The organism is Psychroflexus sp. ALD_RP9 (assembly GCF_017311165.1).
Taxonomy (GTDB): domain Bacteria; phylum Bacteroidota; class Bacteroidia; order Flavobacteriales; family Flavobacteriaceae; genus Psychroflexus.
This window is the reverse complement of the sequence record NZ_CP062973.1, coordinates 1,530,659-1,545,870: the sequence shown is the minus strand read 5'-3', so window position 1 is coordinate 1,545,870 and position 15,212 is coordinate 1,530,659. Positions and strand designations below refer to the sequence as shown.

Genomic DNA, 15,212 nt, shown 5'->3' with positions numbered 1-15,212 from the left:
TTAACTCCAATAATTATGAAAAAGCTATTGATATTTTTAGCATTAAACTGTTTTCTTTTAAGTTTTTCTCAAGAAAATCAAACCATTGAAGGTGAAAATTATAATTTGAAAACACTTGTTGATGGCGAATTATCACTTTATGCTAATGTAAATGGAGATAAAAACACGTTTTTTATTTCTTTTAAAGATCAGTTTGAAAAAATTACCAAAAACAACTACAAAGTAAAATATAAGCAACTGATTGGTCATGAGTTTGAGTCTAAAATCAATCAACTTAATTTTCGATTAAGAGCGCTGATCACATTTACAAAACAATACAACTTAAATTTCAAAAAAGAAAATAATGGCTATTTAGTTCGTTTAGGAGTTTTCGGTGGTGTTAGTAACACCTTTTTATTCAATAAACCCAATGGCTTAACTAATGATTTTAACGATGAACGTTTTACTGTTTTAGGAGCTGAACTTGAATTTTTTAGTTTAAATAACTACAAGCGCCACAGTTTATTTTTACAACTAAGACAAACCTTAGACCAGCCTGATGTTAATTTTAGCCTAACTCAATTTACCATTAATCATCGCTTTAAATTTATCAATTCTAAAAAATTCAACATGTTTTTAGAAACTGAGTTTATTAGTCTTGATTTTGTAAAATTTGATGATGTTTATGAGGAAAATGATGGCAGCATTATTACAAATGACGAATCGTCTGTAGCTCTTGAAACACCTTTTAGCTTTGGGATTGGCATGGCTTATCAAATAGCACCAACAGTTCAAGTGGCAGTAAATTATAACGATTTTTACGCCTTAGCTGTTGAAGATAACGGCGAAACACCTGTCGATTTTACCTTATCACTCAAATTTACTTTATAATTACTGGTATCGAAAGCCTTAAGTCTACAGGAATACCACGTTTATAGGCAGGTTGAATAGGCTCTAGTGCTGCAAAATACATCTTTAATTTCTCGTTTAATATTTGTATTTGACCTGTATTTTTAGTTTTAATTGATTCTAACTGAAAATGACCTGATTTTGTGATAATTATTTGAAGCTGTAATGAATCGGTTTTTAAATTCGAGTGTGTTGAAATCAACGAATCTAATTTAATAGACTGATACATCGCTTTTTGAAAACATTCAATTTGTGACTCATCAACGCTTTGGTCGCATGCTGAAAATTTAGGAAGTTGGTCTATAGACTGCCAATTAATTTGTCGAGTTTCTTTAGCAACAATTGCTTCAACAGGTTCGCTTTTAAATTGTTGACAAGAAAAGCAAAGTAGCAACAAACAAAACTTAATCATTAACTTCATGCTACAAAAGTAATAAATCTTCAGTTGACATTACTTTGCTGAATCGAAATGGAGTTTTCGGCGAATATCACTTAAACGCCTCAACATAAAGTCTTTATAATCTGCATCTTCAACTTCATCAAAATAGGTTTCATAACGTTCAAAATAAGGTAACACTTTAGACTTATCTTGATACAATAAATCTGCTGCTCGTGCTAATTTCACATAAGCTAATTCATAACTTGGTGTTTCATCAATTACTTTTTCAAACGTACTTACAGCCAGTTTGTATTGTTTTGTGCCTAAAAATGCCACGCCAAGCTCATAGTAAATCTTTGCTTGACTAACATCTTTATTTCGCAATGCTGAAAATGCATGTCTCATACCAGATTTAAAGTTACCTGAAGCATTGTACACTTTTGCTATATTTTGATGGTAACGATAAGATTTTGGCTCTAATTGAAGTAACCGATTATAATAGTTAATAGCTAATTCTAAATCTTGTAAATACCAAGCTGAAAAAGCCATCTTTTTTAGCATAAATTCTGGAACACCGTAATGCTTATCAAATGCTTTAAAATATGTTAAGGCTAATTTATAGGCATGATCATTATATAGAACCTGAGCTAACAACCCAAGAATTTTTTTATGCTTTGAGTCTATTTTTAAAGCATTTAAGCAGGTTTCTTGCGCCTTTTTATAAGATTTTATGTTAGTGTAAAAGTATGCTAGCTCATAATAAGCACGTAAATGAGTCGAATCTAACGCAATTGCTTTAGCAAAATATTGATCTAAATTTGTAGTATTACTCTGTTTTTTTGAAAGCCCTAATTGATAAACAAACTCAGCATTTTTAGGGTAATCAATATGTAATTGTGTCAATACAGAGTCCGCGACTTTATATTGTTTTTGTCCTAATAATAATTGTGCATAAGTAAACCGATGCTTTAATACCTGTTTTTGATTTAACGCAAGCTTGTATAGATTTATAGCCTTACTATTTTGTTGTTTCGCTAAATATATCTTAGCTAAACTTATACGCTCATTAAAAGTTGAAGGAATTTGATTTTGATACAAGCCAATAGCTTTGCTATACTCACCAATAGCATATAAACTATCAAGTTGTGAAGCTTGCGATTGTGCCTTAAAAGAAATCAATAGGCAAGCCAGCACAACTTGAATTGTAGTCTTCCAAAACTTATACATTCTCAAAATTTATATTTTAAAAGTGATCGGCAAGCTATAAACTACATTAACTACTTCACCATGATGTTCGCCAGGTATCATGTCAGGCAATTGTTTAATAATTGTTTCTGCTTTTTGTTGCAAGTCAGGATGCGGCGCACGTGCTTTTACGTTAACAATTTCTCCTAAAGTATTAATTTTAAATTGTACGTAAACACGTTGTATATCTTGAAATCCTAAATTTTTAGCTGTTTGTATTAATCCAACTTCAATCGCTTTTTTACTCACAAAGTCAGAAATGAATTGGCTAACACATTGTTTGGTTTCTTTATTACTCACTAAACCTTCACATGTCTCGAAATACGGCGCTTGATTTACATGCATAAACCCAACATCTAAACCTTTGGTGTGTTCGGTATCTTCAACATATTCTGTTTCGACGGTATATGTTTGCTTGTCTTTTTTAGACTTCAGATAATCTTCATAAGTTTGGGTAAACATTTCCTGCATTTCAGCTAAACGCGCTTCTCCATCAGGTTTTTCTTCATAAACAACAGTCATAAGATTCTTCATTATGACCTGAGATTTATAAAATTCTTCTTTTGTTTTAGTATCATTATGCTCAATATCAAACTCATCACTTTGCATAATTTCAAAAATAGTTTGGCCTTCAGCTAATCTCGCATCAATAATTTTTTGAAATTTCGCCCGATAAACTTCGGCTTCTTCTTGATGAATCTGCTGCTGCAAAACATCATCTTTCACACTATCTTCAGTGCATGATAAATAGGTTAAGCTTAATAATAAAGCTGGTAATAGCCATAAATATTTAATGGCTTTAAACTGATTTTTGTTAGATTGTTGTAACATAATTATTCGTTTTTTAAGGATTGATTGATTAAAAAAATGATTGACAAATTTGAGGTTTTGAGTACCAAAACTTACATTTAACAAACTCTGAAAGTAAGCGTTTACGGAGCTTAGTTTAGAAGCTTTAGCATCTGCTTCATATTCATGCAAAAGGGCAAATTCACTTTTGTACCAGTACCAAAAAGGATTAAACCAAAAAATTGCTGAGCAAAACTCGATTAAAAGAACATCTAAGCTATGCAGAGATTGTGCGTGTATTTTTTCATGTGCTAAAATGTGTTTGAATTGAGCTTCTGAAAAATCACTTCCGATGTAGACTTTTTTCAAAAATGAAAACGCTTCAGTAGAATGAGGCAAAGAATAGATTTCGCAGTCATGATCATAACACATAAAACGCGCTGTTGATAATACTTTCTGGATTTTTCGAAATTTATAGCGTAATAAAATCAACTTAAGTAAGCTAATTGACCCAACTATAGTTACTATAATTTGAAGCCAAGACCATTGCATTTTAGATTTTTGTGCTACGGCTGAAGTATCTATTTGGGTTACAGTTGATGTGTTGTCGATAAACATGGTTGAAAGTTCACCTATTTGAAGCTCAAAATTTAAAGCTGGAGTTTCAAAAATAGCAGTTAACCATTTAAAACTTAACAGTGGCAGAAGTATAGATAACCCAATAGAAAGCAATAAAAACAAACGATTAAGTTGAAAAAGTCGGCTTTGTTTAATGGCCTGAAATGCTATTAAAAATAAAGCTTGTAAAACCAATACATCAAGTAAATATTTAAGCATCGTCTTTGGGATTTATTTGATTTAAGATCGCTTCAAGGTCATCAACATTCACTTCTTTTTTCTTCACAAAAAAAGACAGCATATTTTTAAATGAACCGTCAAAATAATTATTTACATACGTGTTCATTCGCGAAGCTTGATAAGCTTCTTTATTAACAATAGGGAAATAGCGATAACCGCGACCTTCTTTTCTAAAACTTACAAAACCCTTATCTTGTAAAATACGAACAATGGTAGAAACTGTATTATATGATGGTTTTTTATGCTGCATTTGATCAATAATTTCACTCACTTTAGCATGGTCAAGTTGCCATAAAATTTGCATAATTTCTTCTTCTGCTCGTGTTAATTCTTTCATTTTGGTTTCAGCTTTAAATCTTTAATATGAATCCAAATATAACTAAATATTTAGTTGATTTTCTGTGTTAAAATTTTAATGATACATTTAAACTCGTTAAAATTGAAGTGATGAGTATTTTATTAATAAGTATAGGATTTGTATTATGTATTACAGGGATTTTTGGTAGCTTTTTACCTGTATTACCAGGACCACCGATTAGTTGGTTGGGACTATTATTTTTCTATTTAGCTCCAGACATCCCAATGAATTATACAGTTTTATCTATCACTTTTACTTTAGCTCTAATAATATTTATATTAGACTATATAATACCAGCTTATGGTACAAAACGATATGGCGGCAGCAAATACGGAATGATTGGCACTAGTGTAGGCTTAATATTAGGTTTACTTTCGCCTATACCTTTAGGGTTTTTAATCGGTTCGTTTATTGGTGCTTTTATTGGAGAATTGGTATTTAATAAACGTCAACACCAAGATGCATTTAAGGCAGCAACTGGCGCTTTTATGGGATTTTTAGCTTCAACTTTTATCAAATTTGTTTGTTGTTTAAGCTTTACTGTATTTTTTATTTATAAAGTTATAGACGCTCGTGAGCTTTTGTTTTAAAGCTTAATTAAAGTATTCAATTTTATCTTCAATGTTAGACTTTCGTTCACCTTCAGGCCAATCTTGATCAGTTTTTCCCATATAAAATAGACCTAAACAGCGTTCGCCTTCAGCAAAATCAAAGAATTGATTAAAATGTTTAATTAGTTTTGGCGAACTCCAATATGAACCAATTTTTAAGTCAGTTGCTGCAAGCCACATATTTTGAACAGCCATTGCAACTGCAGCAACTTCTTCCCATTCAGGAACACTTTCTTTGGGGTCACGTTGCATACAAATCGCGATAACACAAGAGGACTGCTGAAATTTATCGATGATTTTTCGATGTTTAAATTTTGAAGGGTTTTCAGTGTGTTTTAAATATAAACTTCCTAAAAAAGCACTCAGTTTAGTTTTTGATTTACCCTGCATAACTTTAAATCGCCATGGCTCTGTTTTGCGATGTGTTGGTGCCCAATTAGCAGCTTCTAGAATTTGTTGCAATTCTGTTTCAGTGATTGGCTCATCATTAAATTGGGCTGGAAATATTGATCGACGTAAACGAATAATATCTTGTATAGTGTTTGAATTTTGGTTCATATAACTTTACTTTAAAAATGATTCGATTTGGTTTGAGATGCGTTCTCGATCATTATCAGAAAGGTTAGATCCTGATGGTAAGCATAGGCCTTGATCAAATAATGTTTCTGCTACGCTATTGCCAAAAAACAAAGCTTCCTTAAAATAGGGTTGCAAATGCATCGGCTTCCATAAAGGTCTGCTTTCTATATGATCTTCTAATAACTTCAAACGAAGTTCTTCTCTTGTAAAACCTGTTATTTGGGGATCTACGGTTATAGCCGATAACCAGTGATTAGAAACATAATTGCTGTTGGGTTCTTCAAATATTTCAATACCATCAACGTTTTTAAACAGTGCTTTATAAAACTCATGCATTTGTCTTCTCAAAGCTATATGATGGTCTAGCACTTCCATTTGTCCACGCCCAATTCCTGCACAAATATTGCTCATTCGGTAATTAAAGCCTAATTGAGAGTGCTGGTAATGTGGTGCATCATCACGCGACTGTGTGGCATATTTCACGGTTTCTAGTTTACTTTCAAGCGTTTTGCAAACTAAGGCACCTCCACCAGAAGTGGTAATTATTTTATTACCGTTAAAACTTAAAGCTGCAAACTCACCAAAAGTACCGCAACTTTGTGCTTTGTAGCTTGAGCCTAAAGCTTCAGCAGCATCTTCTATAACAGGAATATCATAAGCTTTAGCAATAGCATGAATTTTTTCAATTTGATAAGGCATTCCGTATAAATGAACAGCTATAATTGCTTTGGGCTTTTTGTAGTGTTCTAAGCGGTGTTTAATAGCTTGTTCTAAATGATGAGGACACATGTTCCAAGTTTGCTCTTCACTATCAATAAAAATAGGTTTGGCTCCTTGGTAAATAATAGGATTAGCTGAAGCTGAAAATGTAAAACTTTGACATAAAACTTCGTCTCCATATGTTACGCCTAACTGGACAAGCGCAAGGTGTAGAGCTGCTGTTCCTGAACTTAATGTAGCAATGTAAGATTTTGGACTAAGATAATCTTCAAGTTGAGCTTCAAAGGCATTTACATTAGGCCCCAGCGGAGCAATCCAATTTTCTGCAAAAGCTTCATTAATGTAATTTTGCTCGTTGCCTCCCATGTGCGGAGAAGATAACCATATTTTAGATTTTTGTGTCATAGTTAGTTAAATTTAAAACCACTAAAAATGTAATAAAAAGCAGCTTAAGGTCTGTTTTAAACGAAATTTCTTTTTGATATTTCAAATTTAAACGTAATTTTTCAGGGAAAATAACTTCGTCATTATATTTAAGCGGGTTTTTATGTTTTGACAAAAGACTTTCTTCATTTGAAAATTTTAATGAAGCATAGCCTGTTAAACCTGGTTTTAGACTTGATATAGCGCTGTATTTAGGGGATAATTGATCGTAATATCCAGGAATGTCAGGTCTTGGCCCTACAAAACTCATCTCTTGTTTTATAATATTAAGTAGTTGAAGTGTTTCATCTAGTTTTGTTTTTCTAAGAAATTTCATAAAAGATGATTTTTCACCAGTTGAAGTGATCGTTTTAAATTTATATATTTTAAATTCTTTAGTGTATTGACCAATTCTAATTTGAGTAAAGAAAGGTGAATCTTTATGCAAGAATAAAAGAATTATAGATATTAGGAGTAAAATAGGCAATAATGCCAAAAAAAGTATTGTAGCAAGAAGCGTATCAAATAGTACTTTACCAAACTTTATATACATACTACAAAAATACACTTTGTAAAAGTTAAACGAACTTCTGTGTAATAAAAAAAGCGACGCTCAATACTGAACATCGCTTTTAACTTTGGTTAGGATACTATTTTTACTTTTTCAGTTTTTTAATCCCTAAAAAAGCGCCCACTGCAATGGCTAGTGGTATTAAAAAATGAATCGGTGCCGCAGGCGTGTCACTTACCGTGTCTTCAAATCCAATGGCATCTTCTAATGCTTGTGCATTTAACTGTACGGCCACTAAAACCATCATCATTAATAATGCATATTTATAAGTATGTCTCATGTTTTTCTGTTTTAATGTTTTGAATTACTGCTTAATGATTTTCTTGCTCACTTTCCCTTTTGTAGTTTCTAGCTCTACCACATAAACACCTGAGGCTAATTGACTCACATCAACTTGAGATTGGGTGGTTGTTAGCACCTGTTGACCCAAGGTATTGAAAACTTGAACTGAATTGATCTCAACTGAAGCTGGTAATTCAATTTGTAACTGATGAACCACTGGATTAGGATACAAGCGAACTTGTCCGGCATCAAAACTTTGGTTATTTAAAGGCACTTCTTCAAAACTTAAATGAAAACGGTTTTGATCGATACTCTCTGGCACATTAGCATCAACTGTAAAGTCATAAGTTGTGCTCTCTGTTAATTCGGTTTGTGTATTTAAATAGCTGTCATTTAAGTAAACCTTAAGCGTTTCAGGCTGATTCCCTAAATTGAAGCTTAGGCTGTAAGCCGTATCTTCATAGTTCATCATCAATAAATCAACTTGATGGCCATCAGTTGGGATGTTTTGCTTATCAATCGATTTAAAACCATTGTTTACAATCGCATAGTTTTCACCTGGATTGGCCAATTTACTCGCATCTTCATCACTACCAATCGTGGTATAGTTTTCATTAAAACGTAATCCTATGGCATCACTTTCCATCTCACCGTTTTGTAAAGCTGAAGCTTTGTATAAACGCGAGTTGATGTAAAAGTTAGTGTAGGTACTAAAAATACTCACCTGAGCTTGACCTGTGGCTTTATCAGCTTCTTCAAAGGTAATTGAGCCATTACCAGAGGCGTTGTTTTGCACAAAAAAGGCTTGACCTGGTGCAATGTATTGCGAGGCATCAGAACTACTTGGGCTAGGTGCTGTGATATTTCCAGTTGAGATTTGAACGGTGATATAACCACCATTACCATTAGACCCAGCAATTGAAGCATCCCAAACATAGATAAAATCTGTGAGATTAGATTTAGTTACTGCACCAAAATCAACTACCGCTTGATAAGGGTTACCCACAAAACTATAATTGTTAGCTGCTGTAGCTAAAGTTGGTGAATAGCTTCCTGTATGCATTGTACCTGAAGCACTTAAAGTGGTTGCTGTGGCTGGTGCTTCATTATCAGCTAAATCGATGGTTCGATCACCACGCACCATTAAACGGTATGGCGTTCCCGCTGAAATCACATCAGTTGTTGAAGTGACAGCTTGCCATCCAGCACCACTAGATTGGTCAGTGATTGTATTATCGAATGTAAACATAGACGGATTATCAGTATTTGTAGCGTCAAAACCATTGGTAGCGCCACCTGCACCTGTAATATGCGTGTCTTGTTGCCAAGCGTTGGCGATGGTTGAACCATCAACCGCTGAACTGATCAAACGAAAAGCACGCTTAGCAGGGATATAACGCTCAGTGGTGATATCTCCAGTGATGCTTCCAGAAAAATTAGCTAATTGACCAGAACCAGATGCATCGCTTTGGAAAGTTAAGCTTCCATTGTTTGTTATATCGCCCGCTAAATCTAAAATTCCTGAAGAAGTTACATTTAAAGTGGCACCAGAAGCTACTTCTAAATTATTAGCTACTAATGTTCCTGTTACATCAATGCTACCATCAACAATTAAAATATTATCGGTAGCTGTTGAAAATCCAACAGGGTTTGATGGACTCCAGGTGCCGCTTTCGTATGTGTAATCAGGAGTTATAGCAAAAGAATTCCATTTCAAATTATCTATTGCAACCTGACCACCGCCTGAAGCCTGCTTAAATTCTATAGTGAATGATCCTGGCTCGTTAACTGTAATTTGTCCAGAATTTTTAGTTACTCCTTGTTCAGAAGATGAGGTAACAGTTGTTACTAAAGAACCATTTACATAAACTTCTAGATTCACATCTGTGCTAAAAGCTTGTAGATAATCAAATTCAAATATAGAAATACCACCATTAATATTGGAATTTAAAGAAGATGATGAGTTATTCCTTAAAGTAACCGTCTCAGAATCTATATTAATATCTCCTCTTGCAGCTAAATAATTCCAAGTATTTCCAGCCAAGCCTAAAAAGCCTCCATCTTCATAAGAGCCTGAAGTTTCAGGATAATTCGCAAAAGTCTCTTCGTTGTCGTAAGGTTCAGGACTAACTTCACCCTCCAGACCAACAGTAATGTCAGAAGCTCCTCCACCTGTAACTGTTATATTATCAGAATATGAATTAATTGACAAGCCTGACTTTAGTCTTACAAAAATATCAGTAGCTGTACCATCAAAAGAAGCGAGTGTTATTGAATTAGAATAAGTGCCAGTAGTAGTTTCAGCAATCTCAAAATCTGAGGAAACAGGCACAGAAACAGTGACATCTGAATTATCAAGGTCAGAACCCGATAAATTGAATGATTGAGAACTTGATGGGCCGCTACCTATTTCATAATCTAAATTTGAAATAGTAATTTCATCTGATACTAAAAGAGGAGAACCAGCTGCATAAGCTGTCCATTGTAAGTCGTCAATTACAACCCTATCGCTTGATGAATTCGTTGCGTCAATAACAACGGTCACGTTACCAGAAACATTTATACCATTAATGGTAGTTGTTTGAACCGTTCCATCATAAGGGATAGATCCTACAGATGTTCCGTTAACTATTAAATCCATGTTACCTGAACCACCACCAAATTGCCTTTGAGTTGTAACTGTTAAGCTGCCTATTCCACCAGCTACAGAAGGGCTTGTTAGTTCACCATTACGAACCATTATAGCAGCACCAGAAATGGACCTATCCGTTCTCGCATCTGTTGCTGTCCAGGTTCCTCCATCATCACCAGTCCAGGTTTCGGTCTGGTAACCACCGTAAGGCCCTAGATTTGAAAAAGTTTCATTTATAGGACTAGTCTGTGCGTTCATTTGAAATACAGATAATCCAAATAAAATAAATAAATAAAAAATAGTTTTCTTCATAATTTATATGTTTATGTACAAAAATATAAAAACATGTTCTTACACCTACTAGATTAAGATTTAAATCTATGTAAATATGCTTTAAAAAAAATAACCATTTATTAATAAATGGCTGTTTTCGCTTAAGATTGTCTTTTAATTAAAAAAATGCGAGTTAATAACTCGCATTTGATCAATTTAATATTTGAGGGAAAATTTAACTCGCTGCTTTAAGTTGTTGTAAATTAGATTGACTTATGGTTTTTTCTGCATAGGTCTTGGTCACTTTAAACTTAGATTCACCACTTTCTGGCAAATCGAACATGGCATCGGTTAAAATCGTTTCGCATAAACTTCTTAAGCCACGTGCACCTAGTTTATACTCTAAAGCCTTTTCGACAATAAAATCTAAAGCACCATCAGTGATAGAAAATTCTATATTATCCATTTCAAACAGTTTTTCATATTGTTTGATAATGGCATTTTTAGGCTGTGTTAAAATTTGCTTTAAAGTTGATTTATCAAGAGGATTCATATGAGTTAAAACTGGTAAACGCCCAATGATTTCTGGAATTAGACCAAAGTCTTTTAAATCTTTTGGTGTAATATATTTAAGATAGTTTTCTTTATCAATATCTTCACCTTTAAGTGATGCACCATAACCGACAGCTTGCATATTTAATCGCTTTGAAATATTACGTTCAATGCCATCAAAAGCACCACCTGCTATAAATAAAATATTTTCAGTATCAACCTCTATAAATTTTTGGTCAGGATGTTTACGACCTCCTTTTGGCGGTACATTAACTGTAGAACCTTCTAATAATTTTAACAAGGCTTGCTGAACACCTTCACCACTAACATCACGTGTAATTGAAGGGTTATCACTTTTTCGGGCGATTTTATCAATTTCATCAATAAATACAATACCTTTTTGGGCTTTTTCAACGTTATAATCTGCTGCCGCTAATAATTTTGTTAAAATCGTTTCAACATCTTCGCCAACATAACCCGCTTCTGTAAGAATGGTTGCGTCTACAATTGCTAAAGGAACGTTGAGCATCTTTGCAATGGTTTTGGCCACTAAGGTCTTTCCAGTACCTGTTTGACCTACCATAATGATGTTTGATTTTTGAATTTCTATATCATTATCACTTTTAGGCTGAAGTAAGCGTTTGTAGTGATTATATACGGCAACAGACATCACTTTTTTAGTCATATCTTGACCAATTACATATTCATCTAAAAAAGCTTTAATCGCTTTAGGCTTTCTCAGCTTTAACTCAGATGACAAGTCTGCATCGTCACTGTGCTTAGATTCTTCAATTACGATTCCGTGGGCTTGTTCGATGCATCGATCACAAATATGTGCATCTAAACCAGCAATCAATAAGTTAGTTTCAGATTTTTTTCTACCGCAGAATGAACATTCAAGTATTTCTTTAGCCATAATTATTCTCGTACTAAAATTTCGTCAATCATTCCGTAATCTTTAGCTTCATTAGCCGCCATCCAAAAGTCACGATCGCCGTCTTTGTAGACTTTGTCGTAGTCTTTTTTTGAATGTTTTGAAATAATTTTATATAACTCTTCTTTTAAAATCAATATTTGTTTAGCCGTAATTTCAATATCATCAGCTTGTCCTTGAGCGCCACCCATTGGTTGATGTATCATAACGCGTGAATGTGGCAATCCACTTCGTTTACCTTCAGCCCCAGCACATAATAACACCGCGCCCATTGAGGCTGCAATACCTGTATTAATTGTTGCAACGTCTGGCTTGATAAATTGCATTGTATCGTAAATTCCAAGACCAGCATAAACACTTCCACCAGGTGAATTAATGTAAATTTGAATATCTTTTGTTGCATCTGTACTTTCCAAAAACAACAATTGGGCTTGTATAATATTAGCTACTTGATCATTAATTGGTGTTCCTAGAAATATAATACGATCCATCATTAGTCGAGAAAACACATCCATCGCAACGGCATTCATTTGACGCTCTTCAATAATGTTTGGCGTCATACCTACAGGATACATACTGGTAATTATTTGGTTATAATAATTACTGTTAATTCCTTGATCTTTAGTTGCAAACTTTTCGAACTCTTTATTAATATTCATAGTTGTAATTTAATGGAATGCTAAGATAAGTTGATTTACGATGGAATATGAAAAAACTATGCTAAAAGTTTCCTTTTAGCATAGTTTAAAAATTTAGTTTTTTATTTGTAAACCTTATCTATAAAAGCTTTGTAAGATAGCTTTTCTTCTTTGAGGTTCAATTTTTCTTTGTAAAAGTCAAGTAATTTTTGACTCATTGCCTGCTCTGCTATTTTTTTAGCTTCATCCTGATTAGAAAGCACACGATTAGCTATATCATCAAGTTGCTCTTCTGGTAAATCGGTTTGACCGAATTGTGCCATTTGCATTTTGATACGCTCTTTTGTCATTGCCTTTAAATCTTCAGCTTGAACTTGAAGGTCGTTTTGATTAATAATTTTACCTTCAATTAATTGATACTTTAAGCCTTTTTCGCTTTTTTCGTATTCTTCTTTTGCTTCTTCATCAGTCAATTCTTTTTCTCCTTGAACCTTTAACCATTTTTGAAGAAATTCAGCTGGTAAATCGAATGAAGTATTTTCAACTAAATATTCAGTAACATCATTAAGTAATTGCTGGTCACCTTGTTGAGCAAAGGTTTTTTCTGAATCTGCTTTAATGCGTTCTTTCAACTCTTCTTCAGAATTAACTTCTCCTTCACCGAAATATTTATCGAATAATTCCTGATTCAGTTCAGCTGGAACATGCTCATTAACTTCGTTTATGGCTAAAGTTAAATCTACTTTTAAATCTTTAGCTTTGTCTTCTTCTATGCCAAGCTTACTTGCTAAAGTTGCTGCATCTTTAAACAACTTAGATGACTTTAAAGTAACCTGTTCGCCAGTTTTAGCACCGATTAATTTCTTTTTATTGTTTTTTCCTTCAATCTCATCAACAGTAAAGCTTGCATTTTGCTCTATCTCTTCTTCTGGATTATGGAAAGTTCCTTCAATCGTGTAGCCTTCTTTGACTTCATCTTGAGCAACGATTTTACCATATTGCTTTTGAATCATCTTAATTTGGTTATCTACCATTTCATCATCAGCAGTAATTACGTAATGCGTAATTGGTTTTTTATTGTCAAGATTTACCTCAAACTCTGGCGCTAAGCCTAGCTCAAACTCAAAGCTATAATCATCATCTTCCCAGTTAAAGTTATCTTGTGGTTTTGGCAAAGGATTACCTAAAATATCAAGTTTCTCTTCTGTGAGGTAATTATTTAATGACTCTTGAAGAAGTTTATTAACCTCATCAACTAAAACAGACTGTCCATATTGTTTTTTAACAAGTCCTTTTGGCACTTTTCCTTTTCTAAAACCAGGAATGTTTGCTGTTTTACGGTAATTATTTAATACTTTTTCTACTATATCGCTATAATCTTCTTTTGCGATATCTACTTTTACAACTGCATTTAAAGCATCTTTATTTTCTAAAGTAATATTCATTATATCAAGTCATTTTTTGAATTTGCAAAAATACAATTAATTTCACGTCTTGGCAAGTTTTTGAAAATCAGTTGTAAAAAAGAGAAAATTTAAATTCTTGACTTTGGCTTAAGCAGCAACCAAAACATAATTACATCATAAAAAGCATGTGCTAACATTGCAGCATAGATATCGGTATAAACATATAAATAGCCAAAACCTGCTGAAACAATAATTAGATAAGCCGCATAAATTAGCTTTGGCGTAGATTTGAATGAAATATACCCATGAAGTGCCACAAAAAGAATAGCTGCTGGCCAAATACCTATAAATTCTAATAGCATGCCACGAAAGAAAATTTCTTCGCCAACACCTGCACAAATTGAATAAAAAATAATATCAACCCAAGTTACGTCAATACCCTTAAACAAGACTTGATAATTGTGTGTTAAGTCTTTAAACTTTTTAAGCCGAAGTATCGCAACAGCAACCGCTGAAACTATAATACCAAAGCCCAGACCTATTGCTAAGTTAAAAATTGAAACCCTTTCAGGAAAAATCTCATAATAGTTGAAGCTTCTACTGAAGTTACTCACTAAAAAAGCAACTAGCGGAAATGCAAACAACGTGATTGTTGCCGCTATAAACAACTTACTTTTTTGCATTAAGCCTGATCTTTTTCAGCTAATTTAAAAGTGATCGCTTGGAGTATAGATAAAAGTAAACTAAAAATTAGAGCATACCAAAAACCATCTACTCGAAAACCAGAAACAAGACTATCTGCTAATAAAATAATTAAGGCATTAATCACCAACAGAAAAAGTCCGAAACTTATAATTGTGACTGGCAGGGTAAAAACAATTAGTATTGGCTTAACAAACATATTTAATAAAGCCAAGACTACTGCTAATACAATAGCTTCTAAAAAACCGCCAACGTAAACTCCTGGCAGTATATTTGCTAAAACAACCACCATAATGGCAGAGACAAGTAACCTTAAAATAAGTTTCATATCAATTTTAGATTTGTTTAAATATACAATTTAAAATAGAGGCG

Annotated in this window: 16 protein-coding genes; 2 read left to right on the top strand and 14 right to left on the bottom strand. The window is 33.4% G+C overall.

The window, feature by feature from the left end; genetic code table 11:
* The first annotated feature begins 15 nt into the window (after positions 1–15).
* On the top strand, positions 16–870 hold the full coding sequence (locus IMZ30_RS07220) for a hypothetical protein (protein WP_207037658.1): 855 nt from the start codon (positions 16–18) through the stop codon (positions 868–870).
* Here the strand turns inward: IMZ30_RS07220 and IMZ30_RS07215 are convergent.
* Genes IMZ30_RS07215 through IMZ30_RS07200 form a run of 4 tightly spaced genes read right to left on the bottom strand, consistent with a single transcriptional unit; the run spans position 860 to position 4,496 of the window.
* On the bottom strand, positions 860–1,300 hold the full coding sequence (locus tag IMZ30_RS07215) for a hypothetical protein (protein WP_207037657.1): 441 nt from the start codon (positions 1,298–1,300) through the stop codon (positions 860–862). The two genes, IMZ30_RS07220 and IMZ30_RS07215, sit on opposite strands and share 11 nt — an antisense overlap.
* Before the next feature lie 39 nt (positions 1,301–1,339).
* Positions 1,340–2,494 carry a tetratricopeptide repeat protein gene (locus IMZ30_RS07210; RefSeq protein ID WP_207037656.1) on the bottom strand — a complete coding sequence of 385 codons (1,155 nt, stop codon included), beginning with the start codon at positions 2,492–2,494 and terminating at the stop codon, positions 1,340–1,342.
* Positions 2,495–2,503: 9 nt separating this feature from the next.
* Positions 2,504–4,138, bottom strand: coding sequence for a M56 family metallopeptidase (locus tag IMZ30_RS07205; protein ID WP_207037655.1), 1,635 nt, complete (start codon positions 4,136–4,138; stop codon positions 2,504–2,506).
* Positions 4,131–4,496: a BlaI/MecI/CopY family transcriptional regulator gene (locus IMZ30_RS07200; protein WP_207037654.1), complete on the bottom strand. Its 366-nt coding sequence runs from the start codon at positions 4,494–4,496 to the stop codon at positions 4,131–4,133. Before IMZ30_RS07200 ends, IMZ30_RS07205 begins: the two co-directional genes overlap by 8 nt.
* Before the next feature lie 110 nt (positions 4,497–4,606).
* Here IMZ30_RS07200 and IMZ30_RS07195 point away from each other — a divergent pair, with 110 nt between their 5' ends.
* The gene (locus IMZ30_RS07195) at positions 4,607–5,107 is read left to right on the top strand and encodes a DUF456 domain-containing protein (protein ID WP_207037653.1); all 501 of its coding nucleotides are present in this window, start codon (positions 4,607–4,609) and stop codon (positions 5,105–5,107) included.
* 3 nt (positions 5,108–5,110) lie between these two features.
* Here IMZ30_RS07195 and IMZ30_RS07190 read toward each other — a convergent pair whose 3' ends face one another.
* The 10 genes from IMZ30_RS07190 to IMZ30_RS07145 form a co-directional block, all read right to left on the bottom strand.
* Complete coding sequence (locus IMZ30_RS07190) at positions 5,111–5,686, bottom strand: nitroreductase (protein ID WP_207037652.1); 576 nt, start codon at positions 5,684–5,686, stop codon at positions 5,111–5,113.
* A gap of 6 nt (positions 5,687–5,692) precedes the next feature.
* Positions 5,693–6,832: a DegT/DnrJ/EryC1/StrS family aminotransferase gene (locus IMZ30_RS07185; protein ID WP_207037651.1), complete on the bottom strand. Its 1,140-nt coding sequence runs from the start codon at positions 6,830–6,832 to the stop codon at positions 5,693–5,695.
* Complete coding sequence (locus tag IMZ30_RS07180; protein WP_207037650.1) at positions 6,816–7,403, bottom strand: sugar transferase; 588 nt, start codon at positions 7,401–7,403, stop codon at positions 6,816–6,818. Before IMZ30_RS07180 ends, IMZ30_RS07185 begins: the two co-directional genes overlap by 17 nt.
* A 103-nt stretch (positions 7,404–7,506) precedes the next feature.
* On the bottom strand, positions 7,507–7,701 hold the full coding sequence (locus IMZ30_RS07175; protein WP_207037649.1) for a hypothetical protein: 195 nt from the start codon (positions 7,699–7,701) through the stop codon (positions 7,507–7,509).
* A 24-nt stretch (positions 7,702–7,725) separates the two neighbouring features.
* Positions 7,726–10,647, bottom strand: a complete 2,922-nt coding sequence (locus IMZ30_RS07170; protein WP_207037648.1) for a T9SS type A sorting domain-containing protein — start codon at positions 10,645–10,647, stop codon at positions 7,726–7,728.
* 196 nt (positions 10,648–10,843) lie between these two features.
* Entirely contained in the window at positions 10,844–12,076 is a 1,233-nt protein-coding gene (clpX, locus tag IMZ30_RS07165; protein WP_207037647.1) for an ATP-dependent Clp protease ATP-binding subunit ClpX, read from the bottom strand.
* A gap of 2 nt (positions 12,077–12,078) precedes the next feature.
* Positions 12,079–12,753 carry an ATP-dependent Clp protease proteolytic subunit gene (locus tag IMZ30_RS07160; RefSeq protein ID WP_207037646.1) on the bottom strand — a complete coding sequence of 225 codons (675 nt, stop codon included), beginning with the start codon at positions 12,751–12,753 and terminating at the stop codon, positions 12,079–12,081.
* Positions 12,754–12,854: 101 nt separating this feature from the next.
* Complete coding sequence (gene tig / locus IMZ30_RS07155) at positions 12,855–14,177, bottom strand: trigger factor (RefSeq protein ID WP_207037645.1); 1,323 nt, start codon at positions 14,175–14,177, stop codon at positions 12,855–12,857.
* Between the two features lie 89 nt (positions 14,178–14,266).
* Positions 14,267–14,821, bottom strand: coding sequence for a CPBP family intramembrane glutamic endopeptidase (locus IMZ30_RS07150; protein WP_207037644.1), 555 nt, complete (start codon positions 14,819–14,821; stop codon positions 14,267–14,269).
* Complete coding sequence (locus IMZ30_RS07145) at positions 14,821–15,168, bottom strand: phage holin family protein (protein WP_207037643.1); 348 nt, start codon at positions 15,166–15,168, stop codon at positions 14,821–14,823. Before IMZ30_RS07145 ends, IMZ30_RS07150 begins: the two co-directional genes overlap by 1 nt.
* Between the last annotated feature and the right edge of the window lie 44 nt (positions 15,169–15,212).